General features: G+C 72.1%; 24 protein-coding genes. 17 read left to right on the plus strand and 7 right to left on the minus strand.

Going from position 1 to position 23880, the window contains the following annotated elements:
- Positions 1-117 precede the first annotated feature (117 nt).
- On the plus strand, positions 118-2661 hold the full coding sequence (locus ACIBF8_RS23945) for an ATP-dependent Clp protease ATP-binding subunit (protein WP_030327930.1): 2544 nt from the start codon (positions 118-120) through the stop codon (positions 2659-2661).
- 253 nt (positions 2662-2914) lie between these two features.
- On the opposite strand, the gene ACIBF8_RS23950 is transcribed toward ACIBF8_RS23945, so the two are convergent.
- Positions 2915-3826, minus strand: coding sequence for an A/G-specific adenine glycosylase (locus ACIBF8_RS23950; protein ID WP_396785750.1), 912 nt, complete (start codon positions 3824-3826; stop codon positions 2915-2917).
- 96 nt (positions 3827-3922) lie between these two features.
- Between ACIBF8_RS23950 and ACIBF8_RS23955 the strand changes: the two genes are divergently transcribed.
- From ACIBF8_RS23955 to ACIBF8_RS23965, 3 genes are all read left to right on the plus strand, one after another.
- Entirely contained in the window at positions 3923-4435 is a 513-nt protein-coding gene (locus ACIBF8_RS23955) for a glycine cleavage system protein R (RefSeq protein WP_396785751.1), read from the plus strand.
- A complete protein-coding gene (locus ACIBF8_RS23960) occupies positions 4432-4998 on the plus strand; it encodes a peptide deformylase (RefSeq protein WP_396785752.1) in 567 nt (188 codons plus the stop codon). The genes ACIBF8_RS23955 and ACIBF8_RS23960 overlap by 4 nt, the downstream gene beginning before the upstream one ends.
- A gap of 118 nt (positions 4999-5116) precedes the next feature.
- Positions 5117-5821 (plus strand): hypothetical protein, encoded by a 705-nt coding sequence (locus tag ACIBF8_RS23965; protein ID WP_396785753.1) that lies wholly within the window; start codon positions 5117-5119, stop codon positions 5819-5821.
- Positions 5822-5827: 6 nt separating this feature from the next.
- Here the strand turns inward: ACIBF8_RS23965 and disA are convergent, their stop codons facing one another.
- The 4 genes from disA to ACIBF8_RS23985 all read right to left on the minus strand — a co-directional run bounded on the left by disA (position 5828) and on the right by ACIBF8_RS23985 (position 10447).
- Positions 5828-7012 (minus strand): DNA integrity scanning diadenylate cyclase DisA, encoded by a 1185-nt coding sequence (disA, locus tag ACIBF8_RS23970; RefSeq protein ID WP_030327921.1) that lies wholly within the window; start codon positions 7010-7012, stop codon positions 5828-5830.
- Positions 7013-7143: 131 nt separating this feature from the next.
- Entirely contained in the window at positions 7144-8601 is a 1458-nt protein-coding gene (gene radA, locus ACIBF8_RS23975) for a DNA repair protein RadA (RefSeq protein WP_396785754.1), read from the minus strand.
- 86 nt (positions 8602-8687) lie between these two features.
- Positions 8688-9467 (minus strand): hypothetical protein, encoded by a 780-nt coding sequence (locus ACIBF8_RS23980; protein ID WP_396785755.1) that lies wholly within the window; start codon positions 9465-9467, stop codon positions 8688-8690.
- A 140-nt stretch (positions 9468-9607) separates the two neighbouring features.
- Positions 9608-10447, minus strand: coding sequence for a UbiA family prenyltransferase (locus tag ACIBF8_RS23985; protein ID WP_396785756.1), 840 nt, complete (start codon positions 10445-10447; stop codon positions 9608-9610).
- A 46-nt stretch (positions 10448-10493) separates the two neighbouring features.
- Here ACIBF8_RS23985 and ACIBF8_RS23990 point away from each other — a divergent pair, with 46 nt between their 5' ends.
- From ACIBF8_RS23990 to ACIBF8_RS24005, 4 genes are all read left to right on the plus strand, one after another.
- Positions 10494-11267 (plus strand): class I SAM-dependent methyltransferase, encoded by a 774-nt coding sequence (locus ACIBF8_RS23990; RefSeq protein WP_396785757.1) that lies wholly within the window; start codon positions 10494-10496, stop codon positions 11265-11267.
- Between the two features lie 40 nt (positions 11268-11307).
- On the plus strand, positions 11308-12474 hold the full coding sequence (locus ACIBF8_RS23995; protein ID WP_396785759.1) for an acyl-CoA dehydrogenase family protein: 1167 nt from the start codon (positions 11308-11310) through the stop codon (positions 12472-12474).
- Positions 12475-12568: 94 nt separating this feature from the next.
- A complete protein-coding gene (locus ACIBF8_RS24000; protein ID WP_396785760.1) occupies positions 12569-13618 on the plus strand; it encodes a type III polyketide synthase in 1050 nt (349 codons plus the stop codon).
- A 24-nt stretch (positions 13619-13642) separates the two neighbouring features.
- Positions 13643-14287 (plus strand): hypothetical protein, encoded by a 645-nt coding sequence (locus ACIBF8_RS24005; protein ID WP_396785761.1) that lies wholly within the window; start codon positions 13643-13645, stop codon positions 14285-14287.
- Positions 14288-14297: 10 nt separating this feature from the next.
- On the opposite strand, the gene ACIBF8_RS24010 is transcribed toward ACIBF8_RS24005, so the two are convergent.
- On the minus strand, positions 14298-14990 hold the full coding sequence (locus ACIBF8_RS24010; protein ID WP_396785762.1) for a hypothetical protein: 693 nt from the start codon (positions 14988-14990) through the stop codon (positions 14298-14300).
- A 328-nt stretch (positions 14991-15318) separates the two neighbouring features.
- Between ACIBF8_RS24010 and ACIBF8_RS24015 the strand changes: the two genes are divergently transcribed.
- The 4 genes from ACIBF8_RS24015 to ACIBF8_RS24030 are packed head-to-tail and all read left to right on the plus strand — an operon-like array spanning position 15319 to position 18094.
- A complete protein-coding gene (locus ACIBF8_RS24015) occupies positions 15319-15804 on the plus strand; it encodes a CarD family transcriptional regulator (RefSeq protein WP_007073334.1) in 486 nt (161 codons plus the stop codon).
- A gap of 56 nt (positions 15805-15860) precedes the next feature.
- Positions 15861-16556 carry a 2-C-methyl-D-erythritol 4-phosphate cytidylyltransferase gene (ispD, locus tag ACIBF8_RS24020; RefSeq protein ID WP_396785764.1) on the plus strand — a complete coding sequence of 232 codons (696 nt, stop codon included), beginning with the start codon at positions 15861-15863 and terminating at the stop codon, positions 16554-16556.
- Between the two features lie 16 nt (positions 16557-16572).
- Positions 16573-17055, plus strand: coding sequence for a 2-C-methyl-D-erythritol 2,4-cyclodiphosphate synthase (gene ispF / locus ACIBF8_RS24025; RefSeq protein ID WP_396785765.1), 483 nt, complete (start codon positions 16573-16575; stop codon positions 17053-17055).
- A gap of 10 nt (positions 17056-17065) precedes the next feature.
- Positions 17066-18094, plus strand: coding sequence for a tetratricopeptide repeat protein (locus ACIBF8_RS24030; RefSeq protein WP_396785767.1), 1029 nt, complete (start codon positions 17066-17068; stop codon positions 18092-18094).
- Here the strand turns inward: ACIBF8_RS24030 and ACIBF8_RS24035 are convergent.
- A complete protein-coding gene (locus ACIBF8_RS24035) occupies positions 18091-19257 on the minus strand; it encodes a homogentisate 1,2-dioxygenase (protein ID WP_396785768.1) in 1167 nt (388 codons plus the stop codon). The two genes, ACIBF8_RS24030 and ACIBF8_RS24035, sit on opposite strands and share 4 nt — an antisense overlap.
- Before the next feature lie 94 nt (positions 19258-19351).
- On the opposite strand from ACIBF8_RS24035, the gene ACIBF8_RS24040 reads away from it, so the two are divergent.
- The 5 genes from ACIBF8_RS24040 (at position 19352) to ACIBF8_RS24060 (ending at position 23781) form a co-directional block, all read left to right on the plus strand.
- On the plus strand, positions 19352-20221 hold the full coding sequence (locus tag ACIBF8_RS24040; protein ID WP_396785770.1) for a hypothetical protein: 870 nt from the start codon (positions 19352-19354) through the stop codon (positions 20219-20221).
- Positions 20218-21414, plus strand: a complete 1197-nt coding sequence (gene fahA, locus ACIBF8_RS24045) for a fumarylacetoacetase (RefSeq protein WP_396785771.1) — start codon at positions 20218-20220, stop codon at positions 21412-21414. The genes ACIBF8_RS24040 and fahA overlap by 4 nt, the downstream gene beginning before the upstream one ends.
- 175 nt (positions 21415-21589) lie before the next feature.
- Positions 21590-21799: a DUF397 domain-containing protein gene (locus tag ACIBF8_RS24050; RefSeq protein WP_030327888.1), complete on the plus strand. Its 210-nt coding sequence runs from the start codon at positions 21590-21592 to the stop codon at positions 21797-21799.
- Between the two features lie 143 nt (positions 21800-21942).
- Positions 21943-22422 (plus strand): SRPBCC family protein, encoded by a 480-nt coding sequence (locus ACIBF8_RS24055; RefSeq protein ID WP_396785773.1) that lies wholly within the window; start codon positions 21943-21945, stop codon positions 22420-22422.
- 102 nt (positions 22423-22524) lie between these two features.
- Positions 22525-23781 carry a PQQ-binding-like beta-propeller repeat protein gene (locus ACIBF8_RS24060; RefSeq protein ID WP_396785775.1) on the plus strand — a complete coding sequence of 419 codons (1257 nt, stop codon included), beginning with the start codon at positions 22525-22527 and terminating at the stop codon, positions 23779-23781.
- Positions 23782-23880 lie beyond the last annotated feature (99 nt).

Raw genomic sequence — 23880 nt, forward strand, 5'->3', positions numbered from 1 at the left:
TGAGTCGGTGAACGACGATAGAGTAAGGAGGCACGGACGCCCGTCCTGGACGTTCGTGCACCGGCCCCGCCAAGATCTTGACCATCAAGGCGCACGGCACGTGAGGAGCACGAGGGCATGTTCGAGCGGTTCACCGACCGAGCGCGACGGGTTGTCGTCCTGGCCCAAGAAGAGGCCCGGATGCTCAACCACAACTACATCGGTACGGAACACATCCTGCTGGGCCTGATCCACGAAGGTGAAGGCGTCGCGGCAAAGGCCCTGGAGAGCCTCGGCATCTCCCTGGAGGGCGTCCGCCAGCAGGTCGAGGAGATCATCGGCCAGGGCCAGCAGGCGCCGAGCGGGCACATCCCGTTCACGCCGCGGGCGAAGAAGGTGCTGGAGCTGTCGCTGCGCGAGGCGCTGCAGCTCGGCCACAACTACATCGGCACGGAGCACATCCTGCTCGGGCTGATCCGTGAGGGCGAGGGCGTTGCCGCCCAGGTGCTGGTCAAGCTCGGCGCCGACCTCAACCGGGTCCGCCAGCAGGTGATCCAGCTGCTCTCCGGCTACCAGGGCAAGGAGCCCGCCGCGGCGGGCGCCGCGCCGGGTGAGGCCGCGCCGTCGACCAGCCTGGTGCTGGACCAGTTCGGCCGCAACCTGACTCAGGCCGCCCGCGAGGGCAAGCTCGACCCGGTCATCGGGCGCGAGAAGGAAATCGAGCGGGTCATGCAGGTGCTCTCCCGCCGTACCAAGAACAACCCGGTCCTGATCGGTGAGCCCGGCGTCGGTAAGACCGCCGTGGTGGAGGGGCTGTCCCAGAAGATCATCAAGGGCGAGGTGCCCGAGACTCTGAAGGACAAGCAGCTCTACACGCTCGACCTGGGCGCGCTCGTCGCCGGTTCCCGCTACCGCGGTGACTTCGAGGAGCGCCTCAAGAAGGTGCTCAAGGAGATCCGCACCCGCGGTGACATCATCCTGTTCATCGACGAGATCCACACCCTGGTGGGTGCGGGTGCCGCCGAGGGCGCGATCGACGCCGCGAGCATCCTCAAGCCGATGCTGGCCCGTGGTGAGCTGCAGACCATCGGTGCCACCACGCTGGATGAATACCGCAAGCACCTGGAGAAGGACGCCGCTCTCGAGCGCCGGTTCCAGCCGATCCAGGTGGGTGAGCCGTCGCTGGCCCACACCATCGAGATCCTCAAGGGCCTGCGTGACCGCTACGAGGCTCACCACCGCGTCTCGATCACGGATGCCGCTCTCGTGGCTGCCGCGACCCTGGCCGACCGGTACATCTCCGACCGCTTCCTGCCGGACAAGGCGATCGACCTGATCGACGAGGCCGGTGCCCGGATGCGGATCCGTCGGATGACCGCGCCGCCAGACCTGCGTGACTTCGACGAGCGCATCGCCCAGGTGCGTCGCGACAAGGAGTCCGCGATCGACGCGCAGGACTTCGAGCGCGCCGCGCAGCTGCGTGACAAGGAGAAGCAGCTGCTGGGTCAGAAGGCTCAGCGGGAGAAGGAGTGGAAGGCCGGTGACCTGGACGTCGTCAGCGAGGTTGACGACGAGCAGATCGCCGAGGTGCTCGGCAACTGGACCGGCATCCCGGTCTACAAGCTGACCGAGGAGGAGACCTCACGCCTGCTGCGCATGGAGGACGAGCTGCACAAGCGCGTCATCGGCCAGGAGGATGCGGTCAAGGCGGTCTCGAAGGCGATCCGGCGTACCCGGGCCGGCCTGAAGGACCCGAAGCGCCCGTCGGGCTCGTTCATCTTCGCCGGCCCGTCCGGCGTCGGTAAGACCGAGCTGTCCAAGGCGCTCGCCGAGTTCCTCTTCGGCAGCGAGGATGCCCTCATCCAGCTGGACATGTCCGAGTTCCACGACCGTTACACGGTCTCCCGGCTCGTGGGTGCCCCTCCCGGCTACGTCGGCTACGACGAGGGCGGGCAGCTGACCGAGAAGGTGCGGCGTCGGCCGTTCTCGGTGGTCCTCTTCGACGAGATCGAGAAGGCCCACCCGGACGTGTTCAACACGCTCCTGCAGATCCTCGAAGACGGTCGGCTCACCGACGGCCAGGGTCGGATCGTGGACTTCAAGAACACGGTCATCATCCTGACCACCAACCTGGGCACCCGTGACGTCGCCAAGGCGGTGTCGCTGGGCTTCCAGCAGTCGGAGGACTCCGAGTCCAACTACGACCGGATGAAGCAGAAGGTCAACGACGAGCTCAAGCAGCACTTCCGGCCTGAGTTCCTCAACCGGATCGACGACACCATCGTCTTCCACCAGCTGCGCCAGACCGAGATCCTCTCGATCGTGGACATCATGATCCAGCGGATCGAAGGCCAGCTGCGCAACAAGGACATGGGTCTGGAGCTGACCGACAACGCCAAGAAGTACCTGGCCGCGAAGGGCTTCGACCCGGTGCTCGGTGCCCGTCCGCTTCGTCGCACGATCCAGCGCGACATCGAGGACAACCTCTCCGAGCGCATCCTGTTCAACGAGCTGACCCCGGGTCAGATCGTCGTGGTGGACTGCGAAGGCGACCCGGACGACATCGACAAGTCCAAGCTCGTCTTCCGGGGCTCGGACAAGCCGGTCGAAGTTCCGGACGCCGTCCCGGCCGACCTCGGTGGCACTGCCGCTGGCACCGCCGCCGCAGGCGTGGACGAGTAGCACAACCAGCAAGAGGCGGGGCCCCGACGGCGCAAGCCATCGGGGCCCCGCCCTTTCTGCATCCCCCACAGGTCATGCCCGCCGCGCTGGCTCGTCGCGGTGGCCGACGCACAGGTCAGAGCCGCTGCGTTGGCGCGCTTGGCGCCGCACAGGCCATACCCGCCCCCGCGCGGTGCGTCGGCGACGGCCATTGGGTGCTGAGGGGTGCCCGTGCGCCGTGGGGCCCTTGGGTCCGGTGGGCAGAGTGGGGTCGTCAGGTGGTCAGGTCGGCGGTGGGGAGGGACGGATTGTCGCCGGCCAGCCGGAAGGAGTCGGCGCCGGCCGGTTCGACCAGCCCGTCCTGCACCAGGCCAGCGAGGGCGCGGGCGCGTTGTACGTCGTCGGTCCAGACCTGGTCGAGCCGCTGGTGCGGGACCGGCTCGGTGCTCTCCCGGAGCACTCCGAGCAGCAGGCCGCGTACCTGCCGGTCGGTGCCCGCGTACCGCTGGGGTCGGCGGCTTGGCCCCGTCGGCGCCCGCCGGCCGGACGCCCGCCACGCGCAGATCGCCTCGACCGGGCAGGCTGGGCAGCGCGGTGACCGGGCCGTGCAGATCACCGCGCCCAGTTCCATGAACGCGGCACTGGCCAACGCCGCCGCGGCCGGTTCGATCGGAAGCAGTTCTTCGGTGGCGACCAGGTCGGCTGGTCGGGTGACCGGCCCGGCGTCCGGTTCGCCGGCCACCGCCCGGCAGACGACCCGGCGCACGTTGGTGTCGACCACGGGGTGCCGCTGGCCGTACGCGAACGCGGCCACCGCCCGTGCCGTGTAGGTGCCGACGCCCGGCAGGGCCAGTAGCTGCTCCAGCCGGTCCGGCACCTGCCCGCCGTGCCGGTCGACGATCGCGACCGCGCATTCCCGCAGCCGGACCGCCCGACGGGGGTAGCCGAGGCGTCCCCACATCCGGATCGCCTCGGCCGGGGTGTCCGCCGCCAACGCGGCCGGGTCCGGCCAGCGGGCCAGCCACGCCTGCCAGGCCGGCACCACCCGGACCACGGGCGTCTGCTGGAGCATGACCTCGCTGACCAGGATGGCCCACGGGGTGACCCCGGGCTCGCGCCACGGCAGGTCACGGGCGTGTTGTTGGAACCATCGGCTGACCAGGGTGGCGAAATCGGGTGAAGTCATGGCGTCGTCGATGATGTCACGGGTGGCGTTCCCGTTGGGTGGGCGGCTCGGGCGGGGTGCCGCGTCGACGTTCGCCGGACGGGGGAGAATGCCCGAATGAACGAGCTCGCGATCACCGTCATCGGTCGGGACCGGCCGGGCATCGTGGCCGACGTCGCGGAGGTGCTGGCCGGACTGGGCGCGAACCTCACCGACAGCACGATGACGCGGCTGCGGGGGCATTTCGCGATGACCCTCATCTGCACCGGGCCGGCCGCTGCCGAGGTCGAGGCCGCGCTGGCGCCGCTGGCCGCCGAGGGCCAGCTGCTGGCGACGGTACGCGCGGTAACCCCGGATGGGGAGGTGCCTGCGGCGGGTGAGCCGTACGTGATGGCGGTGCACGGTTCGGACCGGATGGGGATCGTCGCGGCGATGACGCGGGTGCTGGTGGACGCCGGCGGGAATGTCACCGATTTGAGCACCCGGTTGACCGGTGCGCTCTACGTGGTGGTGGCGGAGGTCGAGTTGCCGGCGGGCGTGGCGGACACGCTGATCGACCGGCTGCACCGGACGGCTGCCGAGCTGGGCGTGGAGGTCACGCTCCGGCCGGCGGACTCGGACCTGTTGTGACCGGCGAGGGGCCGCCCGCCGGTCTGGGGGACTGGACACCGGAGTCGTTGGACGTGCCGGGCGAGGTGCGGGCGGTGGTGTCCGCGCCGCATCCGGTGTTGAGTCGGGCCGCTGACGAGGTCGACCCCACCGCGAAGGAGACGGTCCAACTCGCGGCCGACCTGGTGGCCACGATGAGAGTCTCGCCGGGTTGCGTCGGGTTGGCCGCGCCGCAGGTGGGGGTTGGCGCACGCGTCTTCGCCGTCGACGTGACCGGGCACCCGAAGGCGGTCACGGTGCACGGCACGTTCGTGCTGTGCAACGCCCGCGTGGTCGAGGCGACGCGGTGGAAACCGGGCCGCGAGGGCTGCATGTCCGTGCCGGACCTCACCGGGGACGTGAAGCGGGCCAGCCGGCTGGTGGTGGAGGGTGACCTGCCGGGCACCGGTGAGCCGGTCCGGCTGGTGACCGACGGCTTCGAGGCTCGGGCGTTACAGCACGAGATCGACCATTGCGCGGGGCTGCTCTTCCTGGATCGGGTGGCCGGCGCGCACGCCGTCTACCAGCGCAAGGTCTATCTGTGACCGGGTGCCGGGCGGTTGCGCCCTCCGTCCCTTGTGGAGGGTGGGGCGCGCGCCCGAAAGCGGCCCCGGCGCGTCGCGCCGCACTCGCGGCTGGGGCGCGACTACGGTGGAGGGCATCATGCGTCTGACGGTCGGCCCCCTGCCACCCGCCGTGTACTGGCGGCGTCGCGCCGTCGTACTCGGAGCGGGGTTTCTCTTCCTGATTGTCCTGCTCTACTCCTGCACCGGTCCGGGTCGTTCCGGGGGTCAGCAGCCGAAGGCGGGGGGTTCGCCGTCGGCGACGTCTGATCCCGGCGGACCGGTGCTGACACCGCAGACCGGGGGCCCGTCGACGTCCGCGTCAGCCGATTCGGGCCTGACGAATCCGACCCCCGCGATCACCAGCAACACGCCTCCGTTGAGTGCGGCCGCCGGTTCGGAGGACGACAGCACCTGCACCGACGACGAGATCAGCGTGGTCTCGTCGGCGAGTGCGACCTCGGTTCAGCGAGGAGCGGTGGTCGAGCTGGAACTGAAGATCAAAAACACGTCGGACCGGACGTGCAGTCGCAACGTCGGCGCCGATCTTCAGGAGATCTTCATCAAGTCCGGTGCCGAGAAGGTCTGGTCGTCGGACACCTGCGCCAAGGCCACCGGGTCGGACGTGCAGGCGTTCACGCCGGACTTCGTGCGTTCCTACCAGGTGCCGTGGAACGGGCGGGACACCAGCCGCTGTGACGGTGCGCTTGCCGGCGGACCGTTCGCGCCGGTCGGGTCGTACCAGGTGTTCGCCCGGGTCGGCACGAAGCTCAGCGACCCCGTGAAGCTCACCGTCACCGGCTGAGTCGGGTCAGACGTAGCGTTCCAGGATGGATGCCTCGGCGAGCCGGGACAGCCCTTCCCGGACGCCCCGGGCCCGGGCATCGCCCACGCCCTCGACGGCCTGCAGGTCTTCCACGGTCGCGCCGAGCAGCCGCTGGAGGCTGCCGAAGTGCAGCACCAGCCGATCGACCACCGCCACCGGCAGTCGGGGCACCTTCGCCAGCAGCCGGAAGCCACGCGGGCTGACGGCCGCGTCCAGTGCGTCGGACGCGGCCGGGTAGCCGATCGCCTTGGCCACCGACACCAGGTCGATCAGCTCGGTGGCACCGAGCAGGTCCAGCTCGACAAGCGCCTCGTCGAGGGTGCGCGACTTGCGGCCGACCGGGAGGTAGTCCCGGATGACAAGCGTCCGGTCGGCGTCGACCCCGGCCATCAGCTCGTCGAGTTGCAGGGCGAGCAGACGGCCGTCGGTGCCCAGCTCCACCACGTAACCGGCGATCTCGTCGGCGATCCGGCGAACCATCTCCAGCCGCTGCACCACGGCCACCGCATCCCGCACGGTGACCAGATCCTCGATCTCCAGGGCGGAGAGCGTGCCGGAGACCTCGTCCAGCCGGAGCTTGTAGCGCTCCAGGGTGGCGAGCGCCTGGTTGGCCCGGGAGAGGATCGCCGCCGAGTCGTCGAGCACGTGCCGTTGGCCGTTGACGTAGAGGCTGATGATCCGCATGGACTGACTGACCGAAATGACCGGATAGCCGGTCTGTCGGGCCACCCGCTCGGCCGTGCGGTGTCGGGTGCCGGACTCTTCGGTTGGGATGGACGGGTCGGGCATCAGGTGCACGGCCGCCCGGACGATCCTGGTGCCGTCGCTGGAGAGCACGACGGCGCCGTCCATCTTGCACAGCTCGCGCACCCGGGTCGCGGAGAACTCCACGTCCAGCGGGAAGCCGCCGGTGCACAGGCCCTCGACCACCTTGTCGTAGCCGAGCACGATGAGAGCGCCCGTGCGACCCCGCAGGATGCGCTCCAGACCGTCACGCAGGGCGGTGCCCGGGGCCATTAGGGCGAGATTGGCCCGCAGCGGATCCCCGGCGCTCCCGGCGGCTCCCGCGGTCACGCTCACGCTGATCGGGCGGGCGGGCGAGCCCACGGCGCCGGTGCGGGCCTGGGGCGGCGCGCCGGCTGGCTTGGTGGTATCGCGGTCGATCGGCACGGGCACAGTCTACGGACTGCCGTGCGGTGGGTGCTGTCGTGGTTACTGTGATGTGTCACGATGCCGCCCTTTCCAACGTTTTCCGCTTGCGACGTGCTGTCCGGTTTCGCCGCCCTCGTCGGCACGGTGGGTCACTCGGCGGACGCGCGGGCCGCATGGTGCAGCGCCGAACGGACGTCGGTGACCTCGGTCACCCGCATCTGCTCGGGGCCGGCGCCGGTGCTGGCCGGGCCGCAACCGGGCGGCACGAGGGCCACCTTGAACCCCAGCCGGGCCGCCTCGGCCAGCCGGCGAGGCACCGCCCCGACCCGGCGTACCTCACCGGTCAGCCCCACCTCACCGATCGCCACCAGGTGCGGCGCGATCGCCAGGTTGAGCCCGCCGGAGGCGACCGCCAGCGCCACCGCGAGGTCGGCGGCCGGCTCCACCACCCGGATCCCGCCCACCGTGGCGGCGAAGACCTCCCGGTCGTGCAGGGTCAGCCGCTCGGTGCGCCGTTGCAGGACCGCGAGCACCATCGCCAGTCGCGCCGAGTCGAGACCGGAGACGGTGCGTCGGGGAGAGCCCGCCACGGTCGCGCCGATCAGCGCCTGCACCTCGGTGACCAGCGCCCGCCGCCCCTCCATGGCCACCGTCACGCAGGTGCCCGGGACCGGTTCCGCGTAGCGGGTCAGGAACAAACCGGACGGGTCGGCCAGGCTGCTGATGCCGCCCTCGTGCATCTCGAAGCAGCCGACCTCGTCGGCTGCGCCGAACCTGTTCTTCACGCCGCGCACCAGGCGCAGCGACGAGTGCTTGTCGCCCTCGAAGTGCAACACCACGTCGACCAGGTGCTCCAGCACCCGAGGCCCGGCGACCTGGCCGTCCTTGGTGACGTGCCCGACCAGCACGGTCGCGATGCCCCGCTCTTTGGCGACCGAGACCAGCGCGGCGGTGACCGCGCGGACCTGGGTCACGCCACCGGGCACCCCCTCGGTGCCGGTGGTCGAGATGGTCTGCACCGAGTCGAGCACCAACAGGCCCGGCTTGACCGCGTCGAGGTGACCGAGCACCGAGGCCAGGTCGCTCTCCGCGGCGAGGTAGAGCTGCTCGTGCAGGGTGCCCATCCGCTCGGCGCGCAGGCGCACCTGACTCACCGATTCTTCGCCACTGACCACCAGCGAAGGGCTGCCAGCGCCGACCGCCCACTGCTGCGCCACGTCCAGTAGGAGGGTGGACTTGCCCACGCCGGGCTCGCCGGCGAGCAACACCACGGCTCCGGGGACCAGGCCGCCGCCGAGCACCCGGTCGAGCTCGCTCACCCCGGTGGGACGGGCGCGTGCCGGAGCGGCGCTGATGGTGGCGATCGGTCGGGCCGGCTCGGCCGGCATCCGGGAGCTGACCACCCGACCGGAGACGGTCGGGCCGGTCACCGTGCTCTCGACCACCGCCCCCCACTCGCCGCACTCTGGGCAGCGCCCCACCCACTTGGGTGGCTGGTGCCCGCAGGCGTCGCACTGGTAGGCCGGACGCGGCTCGCGGGCGGCGGACCGACCACGGGCGGCACCGGCCGTGCCGCCCCGCGGAGGGGTCGATCGGGAGGTGGTCACATCAGGACGCTAGTCCTCGCGTACGACGAAAACACCCCGGCGTGGTGGTCACCACGCCGGGGCGTTTGTCGATGTGCGGGGTCGGGTCACTCGTGGGTCGTGCCGCCCTCGTTGCCCTCGTAGCCACCCTCGCGCTCGATGATCGGCGACGGAGGGGCCGCCGGGGTGAGCGGCACCGCGATCGGCGCCTGGCCGGTGACCGTGTTGCCGTTGCCGAAGTCGAAGGTCACCACGACGTTCTGGCCGGAGCGCAGCGCCTCGGTCAGGCCGATCAGCCGGAGCTGACTGGTGGCCTCCGAGTTGAACTGGATGTAGCTCAACGGCGCCAGCTCGATCCGGGCCGGCTGACCCGGAGCGGCCGGGCTGGCCGAACCCGACGCCCGCGCCGACTCGGGGGCGGACGGGGTGGCCGAGGACGACCCGGTCTCGGAGGGCGTGGCCGAGGGGCTCGCCGAACCGGACGTCGAGGTCGACGGGCTGGCCGAGCCGGACGGCGACGGGCTCGTCGAGGCGGACTCGGAGGCGGACGGCGACGGGCTCGCCGAGCCGCCGCTGATCACCACCTCGCGGGCGCTCTCGGTGGTGACGGTGACCGTCACGGTCTCCTTGGAGTCGTTGTAGATCACCGCGCTGAGCCCGGCGTCCTGGCCGGTCCGGTAACCCTCGGTGCCCGGGAAGTCCACCAGCAGGCCGCGCACGGAGAAGGAGCCGTTGCTGGTCGTGAGGTTGACGCCCTGGACCGACGGCTCCTTCAACGCGGTCTCGGCGATCTGACCGGTGCCGCATCCGGAGGTCAGCAGGCTGGCTGCCGCAACTCCGGACAGCAACAGGGCCGCCCGCCGGGATCCCCTGATCGAGCGCGTCACGTCGGTCCTCCTCGTCACAATCCCCACCCGGGCCGTACGCCGGGCGCGGTGGCCATACCCGCGCAGACCGCGCTCCAGGGTAGTTGGGGCTGATCGAGGCCCGCACGCGGACCCGGCAATGCCACCTCACCGGGTGGCTGTCACACCACCCGACCGCTCGCCACCAGCAGAACCACGTCGATGAGGGCCACCAGCATCACCGCCCGGAAGGCCGCCACCGGCCGCCGGCCGGCCCGGATCGCCGAGCGCCCGGCGTACCAGCTCAGCGGCGGCACCACGGCGGCCGTGCCGACCGCCGCCCAGCCGATCGCCGACGGTGGCCCCGGAGGGCCGAGGGCCAGGGCCGCCGTCGCCGCGAGGAGGAGGCCGGCCGCGGCCACCCGGCTGCCGGCGGCGCCCAGCCGGTGCGGCAGGCCGCGCACGCCGGTCCGGGCGTCGTCGGCCAGGTCGGGCAGCACGTTGGCGAAGTGCGCGCCGGCGCCCAGGCACGCCGCCGCCACCACCAACCAGACGGGCGGGGTCGGCTGACCGGGCAGTGCCAGCACCACGAAGGCGGGCAGCGCGCCGAAGGACACCGCGTAGGGCAGCACCGAGAACAGGGTGGCCTTCAGCGGCCAGTCGTAGAGCAGGGCGGAGACCAGGGCGAGCGTCAACCAGAACGCCGCCGCCGGGTTCGTGGTCAGCGCCAGCAGCGGGCAGGCCACCGCGGCCGCCGCGGCGGCCCAGGCCGTGGCGCGCCGCCCGACCGCGCCACTGGCGACCGGCTTGTCGGTACGCCCCACAGTGGCGTCCCGCTCGGCGTCCAGCGCGTCGTTGGTCCAGCCGACGGCGAGCTGACTGGCCAGCACGGCAAGCACCACCGAGGCGATTCCGGCCGGTCGGTGGCCCACTCCCCACGCCAGCAGACCGGCCACCGTGGTCACCGCTGCGGCCGGTTCCGGATGGCTCGCTCTGACCAGCCCTAACACCCTCGACGACATAAGGGAAGTCTGGTCGTTACCGAGCAGTCGTGCCACGCTCGGTGCCATGCGAGACGTGGCTGCGGCCGGGGCATCCAGCGGTGCGAGGGTGCTGCCGCGAAACGATCCGCGTCAGTACGACGACCTGGCCGGTGAGTGGTGGCGACCGGATGGCGCGTTCGCGATGCTGCACTGGCTGGCGGAGGCCCGTGCGGCGCTGGTGCCACCGGCCACCCGCCCCGACGCGCTGCTCGTCGACCTGGGCTGCGGCGCCGGTCTGCTCGCGCCGCACCTGACCGGCAAGGGCTACCGCCACATCGGGGTGGACCTGACCCGCTCGGCACTGGTGCAGGCGGCCGAGCACGGGGTGCGGGTGGTCCAGGGTGATGCCACCGCGGTCCCGCTGCCCGACGGCTGCGCCGACGTGGTCTCCGCCGGAGAGTTGCTGGAGCACGTACCGGCCTGGCCGCGCGCGGTGGCCGAGGCGTGTCGGCTGCTGCGCCCCGGTGGCGTGTTGGTGTTGGACACCCTGAACGACACGGCGCTGGCCCGACTCGTCGCGGTACGGATCGCCGAGCGGCTGCCGACGGTGCCACGCGGTATCCACGATCCCCGGTTGTTCGTGGACGCGCGGGCGCTGGTGGCCGAGTGCGCCCGACACGGTGTCGACCTGCGGCTGCAGGGCATCCGTCCGCAGGTCGGCGGCATGCTCGCCTGGCTGTTGCGCCGCGCCCGCGCGGGCGGCGCGTCCGCTGCGACGCCGGCCGGTAATGCGCCGCGCATCGTGCCGACCCGGTCCACCGCTGTGCTCTACCAGGGCCGGGGGGTCCGCAAAGGATAGTCAGGCCGTGGCGGGGTATGGAACGCCGAGGAGGAACGAGATGACGGTGCACGCGCTTGAGGCAGCACGCCGGTTGGCACCGCGGTTCGCCGCGCGGGCGGCCGAGCACGACCGGGACGGTTCCTTCCCCGTGGACGACTTCGCCGACCTGCGCGAGGCCGGCCTGTTCGGGTTGATGGTGCCCCGGGCCCTCGGCGGTCTGGGAGCCACCTTCGCCGAGTACGCCGCGGTGGCCACTGAGCTTGCCCGGGGCAACGGTGCGACCGCCCTGGTGTTCAACATGCACGCCTCGGTGACCGGCGCGCTGGGCGCGGTCACCGAGGAGTTGGCCGAGGCGCTGGGCGTACCGGACGAGGCGTTGGCCGCCCGGGACCGGCTGCTCACCGCCGCCGCCCAGGGGTCCTGGTACGCGGTCGCGATGAGCGAGCGGGGCGCGGGTGCCCGGCTGTCCCAGCTGACCACGGCGTACGAGCCGACCGACGGGGGCTGGCAGCTCAAGGGCAGCAAGACCTTCTGCTCCGGGGCGGGGCACGCGGACGGCTACCTGGTGGCGGCGCGCAGCGCGGCCGATCAGTCCGTGGTCTCCCAGTTCCTGGTGCCGGCCGGCGACGGACTGACCGTGGAGCCGACCTGGGACTCGCTCGGCATGCGCGCCACCTCCTCCCACGACCTGCACCTGGATGTCAGCGTGCCGGCGGACCGGCTGCTCGGTGGGGTGGAAGGGCTGGCGCTGGTGGTCGCCCAACTGATGCCGCACTGGCTGGTGGCCAGCTACGCGGCCGTCTACGTGGGGGTCGCCCGCGCGGCGATCGACGCGGCGGCCGAGCACCTCAACGCCCGTAACCTCGCCGGCCTGCCGGCGGTGCGGGCCCGGTTGGGTCGGGCGGACGCGGCGACGGCCGCCGCGCAACTGGTGGTCGCGGAGGCGGCCCGCCGGGTGGACGAGGCCCCCGGTGACGAGGAGACCAACCGCTGGGTGTGGCGGGCGAAGCTGCTCGCCGGCACCACGGCCGCCGAGGTGGCGGCGTCCGTGCTGGAGGCGGCGGGCACGTCGGCGACCCGCCGTGGTCATCCGTTGGAACGGCTCTACCGCGACGCCCGGTGCGGCTCACTGCACCCGGCCACGTCGGATGTCTGCGCCGACTGGCTCGGCATCGCGGCACTGGGCGGCGACCCGGATCGTGACGGATCGGCACCGCGTTGGTGAGCCCGCCGTACGGGACTCGCACGGAAAACGGACCGGCTGAGGTGGCCGGTCGGACGGCCAGGGGGAGGACAGCATCTGACGAGAGGTGGGGATCGTGTCCGTACCAGTGATCGCGGGGCTCGGGACTGCGCAGCCGCCGACCGCTTCGCAGGACGAGTTGTGGGAGGGCTTCTTCTCCCGGCACTTCTCCGGCACCACCCGGTCGTTGGCCCAGCGAATCTTCGCCAACTCGGGGGTGACCCGGCGGCAGGCTGCGGTCAACCCGCTGCTGGAGGACGTTTCGGACTGGCCGACCGAGCGCCGGATGCGCCGCTACCAGGTGGAGGCGCTGCCGCTGGGCAAGGAGGCGGTGGGCCGCGCGTTGACCGCAGCCGGGCTGAGCGCCGGTGACATCGGGCTGTTCGTCGTCTGCTCCTGCACCGGGTACGCCACCCCGGGGCTGGACATCCTGCTCGCCCGCGACCTGGGGATGGCCGCGGACACCCAGCGCATGTTCATCGGTCACATGGGCTGTTACGCGGCGCTGCCGGGGCTCGGCGCGGCGAGTGACTTCGTCACCGCCCGGGGTCGTCCGGCGTTGCTGCTCTGCGCGGAGTTGACCAGCCTGCACATCCAGCCGTCCAGCGCCCGGGTGGACACCCAGCAGATCGTCTCCCACGCGCTCTTCTCGGACGCCGCGGTCGCCGCCGTGGTCGTGCCGGGTGGCCCGGGGTACGCGGTGCGCGAGGTCACCGCCGTCACCGACACCTCGACCGCCGACCACATGACCTGGGACGTCACCGACGCGGGTTTCCGGATGGGGTTGTCGCCGAAGGTGCCGCAGGTGCTGTCCAGGCACGTCCGTGGGCTGGTCGACGACCTGCTGGCCCGGCACGGCGTCGCCAGCTCCGAGGTGGACGGTTGGGCCGTGCACCCGGGCGGGCCGCGGATCCTCAACGTGGTCGAGCGGGAGTTGGCGTTGCCCCCGCAGGGGCTGGCGGCGTCCCGGGCGACGTTGGACGAGCACGGCAACTGCTCGTCGCCGACCGTACTGCTGATCCTGGACCGGTTGGGCCGGGCGACGCCGGCGGCTCGGCGCATCGTCATGCTGGCCTTCGGCCCCGGCCTCACCCTGTACGCCGCCCTGCTCGATCGACAGGACTAAACCTCCGGCCGGTACGCTCGGTGGGTGGACGCGACCTCGGACGACCGGCTCCGCTCGCTGGTCCTGTTTGGTGCGGCGGTGGCTGTCCTGGTCGTCGGCGGTTGGTGGTGGCATTCTGCCGCGCCCGCGTCGACAGTCGGGGCGGCTTCCTCTCGCACGGCGATGCCGAGCGCCGCGCAGAGCGTCAGCACCCCGTTGGAGCGTGCGCTGGCGGGGGCGGAGCCCGATGAGCGGGTGACGGTGCGGATGGACTCCAACACCGGCGAGGTCCTCCGGGTGCGTAGCGGCCCCCGGGCGGTGATCGACCCCGCGACGGGCTCGATCACCGACATCAAGGGCGACCCAGCGGTGCTTTTTCCGGCGGGTGACCTGCCGCCGTTCCAACAGACGATCTGGCGGGAGGAGCGGGCGCTGGCTCCTGGTGATGAAGTCTCCCGGCGGGCCGGCGACGACGGTGCCCGCTACCTGCTCCAGTACCGGTGCACCCGCCCTGGCACGATGGTCGTGACGAGCGCCGGGGCCGGAATCGTCGGCCGGTCGCGCATCGACTGCGACGGCATGATCGCCAATGCCGAGGTGCTGCCCGGTGGCGGGCCGTTCCGGGTGTCGCTGTCGGCCGTCGATCGGCCCATCGACATCCAGGCGCAGCTCGTCGCGTTGCCCCGGTAGGCGCGGCGGGTCAGGCGGCCAGGGCGCTGAGGTCGCTCCGGTAGGAGTCGCTGGTGCCCAGCTCGGGCAGCACCCGGGTCACGGTGCCGGCCCGGTCGACCAGCAGGGCGGTCGCGGCACCGGGACGGGCCGGTTGGCCCAGGAACGAGCGCAGCCCTCCGGCGGGGTCGGCCAGGGCACGAGCCTGCCGCTGGATGGTCGCCCCAGCCGGCACCGTCCGCCCCCCGGTGACGGTGACCACGGAGACCCCGGCGGGCGCGGCCGCCAGGGCGTCGCTGACCCGGTCCGGGCAGGGGCAGCCGTCCAGGAGGATGATCATGGCGGGTACCACGCCGCGCAGTGGCACGGGCGCGTTGTCCGCGTCGACCAGGTCCAGTGCGGGCAGCGCCCGACCGGCGAGAGCCGCGGGCGGCGAGTAGGGGGCCGGGGTCGGACGATCGGTGCCCCGGTTTGCCCGGGGCCAGGTGACCACCAGCAGGCCGGTCAGTGTGGTGACGACAGCCACCAGCAGGACCAGCAGCGGCAGGCCCAGAGCGCGGTGACCCTCGGGGCGGCCGCCGGCCCGGCGCAGCTCACGGCGAAGCTGGGCGGCCTCGGCGGCCAGCGCGGAGGCGTCGTCGGGAACCACCACCCGGCCCCATTCGGGCGGCAGGCCGGGCAGACCGTCGGCTGGCCCGTATCCCTCTGCGTCCGGCTTGCCCATCGGACCTCCTGGAAGCGTCTCGAGAGCGGAGTGCGGCTCGGTCTCCAGGGTCGCGCACCCGGGGCTCCTCCCGCTAGACCTGGGCGCGGTCCTGCTTGCCGGGCTACCATGGGAGGAGCGCATAGCCCTTGATCTCGACGTTCTGTTCACCCGTACCGGGCAGTCATTTGTGCGTTACGGAGCGTGTTCGAACCATCGGTTTGACCGCCTGTCAAGCTGAAGCAAGACCTCTCACAGGGCCCCTGAGCTGCGCCAACGGTCAGGACATCGGTGAGACATCGGTGCCTGACCGTGTTACCCTAGACACAGCGAAAGGGGTTTCGAACCTATGGTTTTCAGTGTCGGCGAGACCGTTGTTTACCCCCACCACGGGGCCGCACTCATCGAGGCAATCGAGACTCGGGTCATCAAGGGCGAGCCTAAGCAATACCTCGTCCTGAGGGTCGCGCAGGGTGACCTGACGGTCCGGGTGCCGGCCGAGAACGCCGAGATCGTGGGCGTCCGCGAGGTGGTCGGCGAAGAGGGCCTCGGTAAGGTCTTCGACGTTCTGCGGGCTCCGCACACCGAGGAGCCGACCAACTGGTCGCGGCGTTACAAGGCCAATCTGGAAAAGCTGGCTTCCGGCAACCCGCTGAAGGTCGCCGAGGTCGTGCGTGACCTGTGGCGCCGGGAGCGGGAGCGGGGCCTCTCTGCGGGCGAGAAGCGGATGCTCGCCAAGGCCCGCGACATTCTCGTCGGCGAGGTCGCGCTGGCCGAGAAGAGCACCAAGGACGAGGCGGAGACGCTGCTCGACAAGGTCCTCACCGAGGCCTAGTCCGCACAGCATCGTCGTACCCAGTTCGTAGTGAAGAAACCACCAAGGACCGCGACGTGACCGCGCAGCTCAATCCGCGCGGTGACGTCGCGGTCCTCGTGCCTGCGGCGGGTGCCGGCGTACGGCTCGGCCCCGGCCGACCCAAGGCGTTGCGCCTGCTCGCCGGTGAGCCGCTGCTGGTGCACGCCGTGCGTCGGCTGGCCGCCGCGCCCTCGGTGCACACCATCGTGGTGGCCGCGCCGGTCACCGAGGTGCAGGCCGTGCGCGAGCTGTTGGCCCCGGTCGCACCGGTGGTCGTGGTGCCCGGCGGTGCGGAACGGCAGGCGTCGGTGGCCGCCGCGCTGGCCGCGGTGCCCGCCGGCCCGACGATCGTGCTGGTGCACGACGCTGCCCGCGCGCTCACTCCGCCCGAGCTGGTCGAATCCGTCGCGGCGGCGGTCCGGGGCGGGTGTGCAGCGGTGATCCCGGTGCTGCCGGTCGTCGACACGATCAAGGAAGTCGGTGCCGGCGAGGTGGTGCTCGGCACCGTTGACCGTGCCGCTCTGCGCGCGGTGCAGACCCCGCAGGGCTTCCGTCGGGCCGTACTCAGCGCCGCACACGCCGCCGCCGGTGACTCCCTCACTGACGACGCCGGGCTGGTCGAGAAGCAGGGCGTCACGGTGAGCTGCGTGCCCGGCTCGGAGTACGCCCTGAAGATCACCCGACCGTTCGACCTGGCACTGGCGGAGCATCTGCTTGCCGCCGGCGGTTGACGCGTACCCTCTGCTCATGATCGTTCCCCGGGTGGCCATCGGCACCGATGTGCACGCGTTCGAGCCGGGCCGGCCCTGCTGGGTGGCCGGGCTGCTCTGGCCCGACCAGGACGGCCTGGCCGGTCACTCGGACGCCGACGTCGCCGCGCACGCCGCCTGCAACGCCCTGCTCTCCGCCGCCGGTCTCGGTGATCTCGGGTCCGCCTTCGGGATGGGCCAGCCGGAGTGGGCCGGCGCGTCCGGGGTGGCGCTGCTGACCGAGACAGCCCGCCGGGTGCGGGCCGCCGGCCTGGAGATCGGCAACGTGTCCGTGCAGGTCATCGGCGTTCGCCCCAAGATCGGCCGGCGCCGGGCGGAGGCGCAGGAGGTCCTCTCCGCCGCGGTCGGCGCCCCGGTCACCGTCTCGGCGGCGACCACCGACGGGCTCGGCTTCGCCGGCCGCGAGGAAGGGTTGGCCGGGGTCGCGGTGGCCCTGGTGTACGACGCGCCGGCCACCTAAGCTCGCCGCGATGTCCAACGACCCGACTCCCGACCAGTCCGCCGCCGACGGCTACGTCCAGCGGGCCCAACTCCTCGCCGAGCTCGGCCGCTACGACGAGGCGGCCGGAGAGTTGGCCTACGGGCTGGCCCTCCAGCCAGCTGACGTGAACGCGCTGACCATGCTGGCCCGGGTACACCTGGCCGCCGAGCGTCCGACCGAGGCGCTCGCTGCCGCCGACACGGCCGTGGCCGCCGCACCGGAGGCACTCCCGCCGGTGGTGGCCAGGGGGATGGCCCTGGCCGACCTGGAGCGTTACACGGAGTCGGCCGCCACCGCGGACCGGATCCTCAGCCTCGGCCCGGCCGACGCGTACGCCCAGCGGAGTGCGGCGGCGATCCTGGCCGGCGCGCGCAACGGTCAGCCGGCACTGAACGCGGCCTGGCGCGGTGTCGAGTTGGCTCCGCAGGAGCCACAGGCGCACCTGGTGCTCAGCCTGGTCGCCGCCCGCCTGGATCTGTTCGACCTGGCCGAGCGGGCCTACCGGGAGGCGCTGCGGCTCGACCCGCGCATCGCTGAGGCCGGGCAGGACGTGGGTGTCCTGCGGCTGGAGCAGCGCCGCTGGTCGGAGGCGTTGGAGCACGTGGCCGAGGCGGTGACGATCAGCCCGAGTCGGATCGACTCGCCACGGACCCTTGCGTACGGGCTGCACCGTCTCGTGCTCTACGGCGCGGGCTGGTCGCTGGTGGCGGCGGTGCTGGTCGCGTTCGCGGCGTCGGCGAACGACGGGTTCTCCCGCATCCTGGCGGTGCTCGCCGCGCTCACCGGTGGGGTCGTCGTCTGGCAGCTCGGGGCCCGGTTGCCGGGGCTGACCCGGACCGTCCTGCCCGCGATGCTGCACTCGGACCGGACGATGGCCCTGGCGGTCTACGCCGTGGCCGCCGCGCCGTTGCTGCTGCTGGTGTACGCGATGGTCGGCTCCCCGTGGCCCCTGGTGCTGGCCATCGCCGTCACCGCGGTAGCCGAGTTCGCCGTCTTCACACGTACCGCGATCCGCTAACCGCGACGCGCCCACGTCCAGGCGTACCCCTCGTCTTCGCAGGCGCTGGCGGCGTCGCAGAGATCCAGCGGGCGGAAGGTGTCGACCATGACCGCCAGTTCGTCGAAGTAGTCAGCGCCGATGGAACGTTCGGCGGCACCCGGCTGGGGGCCGTGGGTGAAACCGGACGGGTGCAGGGAGATCGAGCCCTGCTCGATGCCGGAGCCGCGCCGCGCCTCGTAGTTGCCCCCGGTGTAGAAGAGCATCTCGTCGGAGTCGACGTTGTGGTGGTTGTACGGCACCGGAATCGACTGGGGGTGGTAGTCGACCTTGCGGGGCACGAACGAGCAGATGACGAAGTTGGGCCCCTGGAAGGTCTGGTGCACCGGTGGGGGCTGGTGGATGCGGCCGGTGATCGGCTCGAAGTCGTGGATGGAGAACGCCCACGGGTAGAGGTGCCCGTCCCAGCCGACCACGTCGAACGGGTGGTGTGCGTAGACGTAGCGGGTCCACCCGCGTCGGTGCCGGACCAGCACCTCGACCTCCTCGCCGTCGACGAGCAGCGGGGTGTCGGGGCCGCGGACGTCCCGCTCGCAGTACGGCGAGTGCTCCAGGAACTGGCCGCGTACGGAGAGGTAGCGCTTGGGCGGGCCGATGTGCCCGGACGCCTCGACGGCGAGCAGCCGGACGGGCTGGTCGCCGGTGGGCACCAGCCGGTGGATGGTCGAGGTGGGGATGACGATGTAGTCGCCGGCGACCGCGTCCAGCACCCCGAACGGGGACTCGACCCGCAGGGTGCCCGCCTCGACGTAGAGGCAGTGGTCGCCGGTGGCGTCGCGGAACAGCGGTGAGGGCCGGTCGGCGAGGACGTACCCGATCCGCACGTCGTCGTTGGCGAGCAGGTACTGCCGACCGAGGATGGGGTCGGAGCCGCCGGTGTCCAGTTTGTGGGTGCGCAGGTGGCGGGGCTTGAGTGGCAGGTTCGGCGCTCGGGTGAACGCCGGCGGGGTGAACTCGTCGGCGGCCAGGATCGCGGTGGGCGCGTGCCGGTGGTAGAGCAGGGACGAGTCGGAGGAGAAGCCCTCCTGGCCCATCAGCTCCTCGGCGTAGAGGCTGCCGTCGGGCTGCCGGAACTGGGTGTGGCGCTTGCGCGGCACCTCGCCGACACTGCGGTAGTACGGCATCTCGCCTCCCGATATATCCCGTCCACCGGCCGAGGGCGTCCGATAATCGGACGCTGTTGTCCGTTCCTCGTAGCGTCCCGTACATTCTTGTTCCGTGTCAACGCAGCTGCCCGCGCTCCTCCACGGCCTGGTGGACGACGCCGCCGTTTTTCCTCCGGGTAGCGCCGAGCTGCACGACGCCCTGGCCGCCCACCGCCGGCACCGCGCCAGCTGGTACGCCGACCTGGTCGGCCCGCTGCTGATCCCCGCCTCGAAGGTGGCGGCCGGTGCGCTGACCGGTCTCGTCGACCCGGGCGAGGGCCTGGTGGTCGGCGTGATCGGTGACACCGGGATCGGGAGACTGCCGTACGCGCTGTCGTTCCTCGCCCCGGACGGCGTCACCGCCCGTCAGGTCGAGGTGGCGGTCGCCAAGCGCGGTGAGGACCCGCTGCCCGGCATCGCCGAGTTGCTGCGGTTGACCGACGCGCTACCGGGCGTGGAGGCCGTCTACGCCGAGCTGCCGCTGACCTTCGGGCTGATGGGGGCGCTGGACGCGCTCGCCGCCGCGCGGGCCGACGGGGTGCCGATCGCGGCCAAGTTCCGCACCGGTGGCCTGGCCGCCGAACTCTTCCCCACGCCGACCGAGCTGGCCGCGGTGATCTGCGCCTGCCGGGACCGGGGCCTGCCGTTCAAACTCACCGCCGGGCTGCACCAGGCGGTCCGACACCTGGACCCGGAGACCGGGTTCACCCATCACGGCTACGCCAACGTGCTGGCCGCGACGCTGTCGGCCGCCGACGGTGACGGGGTGCGCTCGGTCGCCGAACTGCTGACCGTCGTCGACCCGCGCCCCCTGCTGGAGCGCGCGACGGCACGGCTGGACGCGCCCCGCCCACTCTGGGTCGGCTTCGGCTCGTGCAGCATCCTGGAACCACTGACCGATCTGATCCGGCTTGGGCTGGTGAACGGGGGCTACGACGCATGACCTGGGTGACCGGCGCCGACGGTTCGCCGTACGGGGTGACGAACCTGCCGTACGGGGTGTTCCGGCGCAACGGCGGTTCGGCGCGGATCGGCGTACGGATCGGGTCCTGGGTCTTCGACCTCGCCGCGGCGGAAACCGCCGAGCTGGTGCTGGCCGCCGGCACGCTGTGCCGGCCGGTACTCAACGACTTCATGGCCCTGGGTCGTCCGCAGTGGACGTCGGTACGGCAGCGGATCACCGAGCTGCTGACCGACCCGGCGCACCGGGCCGCAGTGGAGCCCCTGCTGGTGCCCCTGGACGACGTGGAGCTGCTGCTCCCCATCGAGGTGGCCGACTACGTCGACTTCTACTCCTCCGAGCACCACGCGTCGAACGTCGGGCAGATATTCCGCCCGGGCCAGCCGCCGCTGCTGCCCAACTGGAAGCACCTGCCGATCGGCTACCACGGCCGGGCCGGCACGGTGGTCGTCTCCGGCACGTCGGTGACCCGGCCGACCGGGCAGCGGGCCTCCGCCGAGGGCCCGGTCACCGGCCCATCGGTACGCCTCGACATCGAGGCCGAGGTCGGCTTCGTGGTGGGCGTACCGAGTCGGTTGGGCGATCGGGTGTCTGTCGACGACTTCGCCGAGCACGTCTTCGGGGTGGTGCTGGTCAACGACTGGTCGGCCCGGGACATCCAGGCCTGGGAGTACCAACCCCTCGGCCCGTTCCTCGGCAAGTCGTTCGCCACCTCGGTCTCGGCCTGGGTGACGCCGCTGGACGCGCTCGGCGACGCCTTCGTGCCCGCCCCCGACCAGGATCCGCCGGTGGTCGACTACCTGCGGGACGTGCCGCATCTTGGCCTGGACCTGCGGCTGGCGGTCGAGTGGAACGGCGAACGGGTCAGCGAGCCGCCGTTCGCCACCATGTACTGGACTCCGGCACAGCAGCTGGCGCACCTCACCGTCAACGGCGCGTCGCTGCGCACCGGCGACCTGTACGCCTCCGGCACCGTGTCCGGCCCCGAGCGCGGCCAGGTCGGGTCCTTCCTGGAGTTGACTTGGGGAGGGGCCGAGCCGGTCAAGGTGGGCGACGAGAGCCGCACCTTCCTCACCGACGGCGACACGGTGACCATCCGGGCCACCGCCCCCGGCCCGGACGGCACCACCATCGCCCTCGGTGAGGTCACCGGCACCATTCGTCCGGCCCGCTGAGCGGGCGTCCGCCATCCGTCTCGTGCACGGGACCGGTGATCGCACCGGCTGTGCGATCACCGGCCCTGGTTGACCCGTTGATCGTCCGGATTCCGTTGCCACGCCGCGCGATCCGGGCCGGGCTGTGCCCGGTCGCCAGCGGTGGGGCATCCCGACGCACACGGAGGTAACGACGATGCACGATCTTGCGGGCGCGGTCTGGCGTACCAGTAGCCGTTCGAACGACCAGGGGCTCTGCGTGGAAGTGGCGGACAACCTGGTCGATGTCCATGGTCTGGTCGGAGTCCGCGACTCCAAGGACCAGGCCGGTCCCACACTCGCGGTCAGCCCGCCGGGGTGGACAGCGTTCATCGGCGCGATTCGGGCCGGTCGCTTCGAGCGCTGATCGGCGCTTCGGCACCGGACGACGACGACCGGTGCCGAAGCGACCGCCCAATCGGACAGCGTGGCCTCCGGTGGTGGAAATTCCGTCCCGGGGGCCCCGTCCGGCCCTCACTCCGCGTACCGTCGGGGACACGGGAGGGTGGCATGTCGACGGTGGCGATTACCGGATTCATCGAGGCGCACGCTGTCGACGTCTGGCGTCTGCTGACCGACCTGCCCGGCCGGGCGGCCCGGCTGACCGCGGCCGGCCCGGTCGAGGTGCTCACTCCGGGTTCGTTCGGGCCGGGCACCTCCTGGCGTGAGGAGCGGGTCCAGCCGGGCGGCGGCACGCTGACCGAGGAGTTCCTGGTGGTGGAGGCGCTCGCGCCGCAGCGACTGGTGCTCTGTTCCTCCGGTGCCGGCGCAGATTACCGGATCACCTGGAGCCTGCGGCCGGTCCGCCGTCGTCGTCGAGGCTGTACGGCGGTCACCGTCACCCACGAGGCGGTTCCGACCGCTCCGTACGGTCGGGTGGTGGCGCTGCTGCTCGGTGGCCTCGCCGCGCGGGCGGTCGAGGTGGCACTCCGGCGTGACCTCGCCGACCTGGCCGTCGCGGCCGGTGCGGGCTCCGTCGAAGCCGCCTGAGCACCGGCCGGTCAGCTCCGCCGCCGCCTCCACGCGTGGCCTCGGTTACCTGCGCGGGGTCCGGCCGGTTCCGCTGGGTAGGGTGCCGGGCGGAGGTGCGGCATGAGGTTCCCGAGAGGCCGGCGACGGCTCACGATCGCGGTCGCGGCGCTGCTCGCGACGGCGGTCGTCGCGGTCATCGTCTACCGGGTCCTCGCACCGGCAGAGGTGAGCACGGTGGCGCGGGCCGACTACCCGGCCCCGGCCCGACCGGCCGCCGGAGTGATCGGCCGGCTGCCGGTCGCCCCGTTGATCGTGGACGGGAGGCTGCGGGTGTACGCCGCACACCGCCAGGTCTACGCCGACCGACCGGTCGACGGGCGGCACCGGACCAGCCCGTTCTGGTCGTACCGGCGCTGGCCGGCGGAGCTGGTCGGGGTCGTCGCGAGTGGCAGCACGGTGGTCAGCCGCTGGTCCGACGGGCAACTCGTCGCGCTCGACGCCCGGACCGGCGGGGTGCGCTGGCGATCCGATGGCCCCGAGCCCCCCGAGAGTACGGCGGCGGTGCGGCGTACCGGGGCGGCGACCGTCTGGGATCCGCGCGGGCTCCAGCTCACCGACCTTCCCGACGGGCGGATCGTGCTGGTGGTGACCGGGGATGCTCAGGCGCGCGGCGTCGAGGTGAACGACGGTCGGGAGCTGTGGCGGGCCGAGCTGCCGGGCGGTTGCCGCAGCGATGTCGGCAGCACCGCCTCCGGGCAGCTGATTGCCGTGGACACCTGCGCCGGGGGGGCGACTGTCGAGTTTCGGGACGCGGCGACGGGCGCGGTGCGGGAGCGTTGGAGCCCGCCGGGCGGCCCGAACGAGTTGACGGTGACGCCGCTGGGCTGCCGTACCGGCCGGTCGGACTGCCTGGGCCTGCGGACCGCGGGACCGGGCGACGCGGGCGGCCGGGGTTGGCTGTTGGGCGCCGGCTCGCCGGTTGCCGCTCCCGCACTGGACCCGGCCGGCGCTGCCTTGGTCGGTGAACAGTCGGTCGCCGTGCTCGACGGGGTCGCGGTGGGTCGATCGGCGCGCACGGGCACCGAGCTGTGGCGCTCCGCGGGCCTGGGCGCGGCCCGGGTGCTGGCCGGGCAGCCGGGCCGGGTGCACCTGCTGACCGAGGCGAACGATCTGGTGACGCTGGACCCGGTGACCGGTAGGCAGTTGTCGCGCTTCGTGCTCAATGTCGGCTCGGACGGGACCGGCTGGGCACCCGGGGCGGTGACGGCCGAGGACGGGTTCGTCGCGGTCGAACGGCTCCGCAAGCCGGTCGACCCCACCGCCGACGACCGGCGTTACTACTACACCGGGGAGACGGTGATCCTCGCCGCCACCTGATGGTGGCGTCTTCGACCTCGGAACACCGAACCGATCCATTCCCTTTGTCCTAGAAGGGTAGGTCTTTCCTGGTTCAGGTTTCGGTGAAAGGGGCCGGCG

The organism is Micromonospora sp. NPDC050276 (genome assembly GCF_044459545.1).
GTDB lineage: Bacteria > Actinomycetota > Actinomycetes > Mycobacteriales > Micromonosporaceae > Micromonospora.

Coding starts and splice junctions, on each gene's coding strand:
- ACIBF8_RS24015 (WP_007073334.1), top strand. CDS start 15,319: ATGGTTTTCAGTGTCGGCGAGACCGTTGTTTACCCCCACCACGGGGCC.
- ispF (WP_396785765.1), top strand. CDS start 16,573: ATGATCGTTCCCCGGGTGGCCATCGGCACCGATGTGCACGCGTTCGAG.
- ACIBF8_RS24035 (WP_396785768.1), bottom strand. CDS start 19,257: ATGCCGTACTACCGCAGTGTCGGCGAGGTGCCGCGCAAGCGCCACACC.
- ACIBF8_RS24050 (WP_030327888.1), top strand. CDS start 21,590: ATGCACGATCTTGCGGGCGCGGTCTGGCGTACCAGTAGCCGTTCGAAC.
- ACIBF8_RS24030 (WP_396785767.1), top strand. CDS start 17,066: ATGTCCAACGACCCGACTCCCGACCAGTCCGCCGCCGACGGCTACGTC.
- fahA (WP_396785771.1), top strand. CDS start 20,218: ATGACCTGGGTGACCGGCGCCGACGGTTCGCCGTACGGGGTGACGAAC.
- ACIBF8_RS23950 (WP_396785750.1), bottom strand. CDS start 3,826: ATGACTTCACCCGATTTCGCCACCCTGGTCAGCCGATGGTTCCAACAA.
- ACIBF8_RS24010 (WP_396785762.1), bottom strand. CDS start 14,990: ATGGGCAAGCCGGACGCAGAGGGATACGGGCCAGCCGACGGTCTGCCC.
- ACIBF8_RS24060 (WP_396785775.1), top strand. CDS start 22,525: ATGAGGTTCCCGAGAGGCCGGCGACGGCTCACGATCGCGGTCGCGGCG.
- ACIBF8_RS23995 (WP_396785759.1), top strand. CDS start 11,308: ATGACGGTGCACGCGCTTGAGGCAGCACGCCGGTTGGCACCGCGGTTC.
- ACIBF8_RS23990 (WP_396785757.1), top strand. CDS start 10,494: ATGCGAGACGTGGCTGCGGCCGGGGCATCCAGCGGTGCGAGGGTGCTG.
- ACIBF8_RS23955 (WP_396785751.1), top strand. CDS start 3,923: ATGAACGAGCTCGCGATCACCGTCATCGGTCGGGACCGGCCGGGCATC.
- ACIBF8_RS23965 (WP_396785753.1), top strand. CDS start 5,117: ATGCGTCTGACGGTCGGCCCCCTGCCACCCGCCGTGTACTGGCGGCGT.
- ACIBF8_RS23985 (WP_396785756.1), bottom strand. CDS start 10,447: ATGTCGTCGAGGGTGTTAGGGCTGGTCAGAGCGAGCCATCCGGAACCG.
- ACIBF8_RS24055 (WP_396785773.1), top strand. CDS start 21,943: ATGTCGACGGTGGCGATTACCGGATTCATCGAGGCGCACGCTGTCGAC.
- ACIBF8_RS23945 (WP_030327930.1), top strand. CDS start 118: ATGTTCGAGCGGTTCACCGACCGAGCGCGACGGGTTGTCGTCCTGGCC.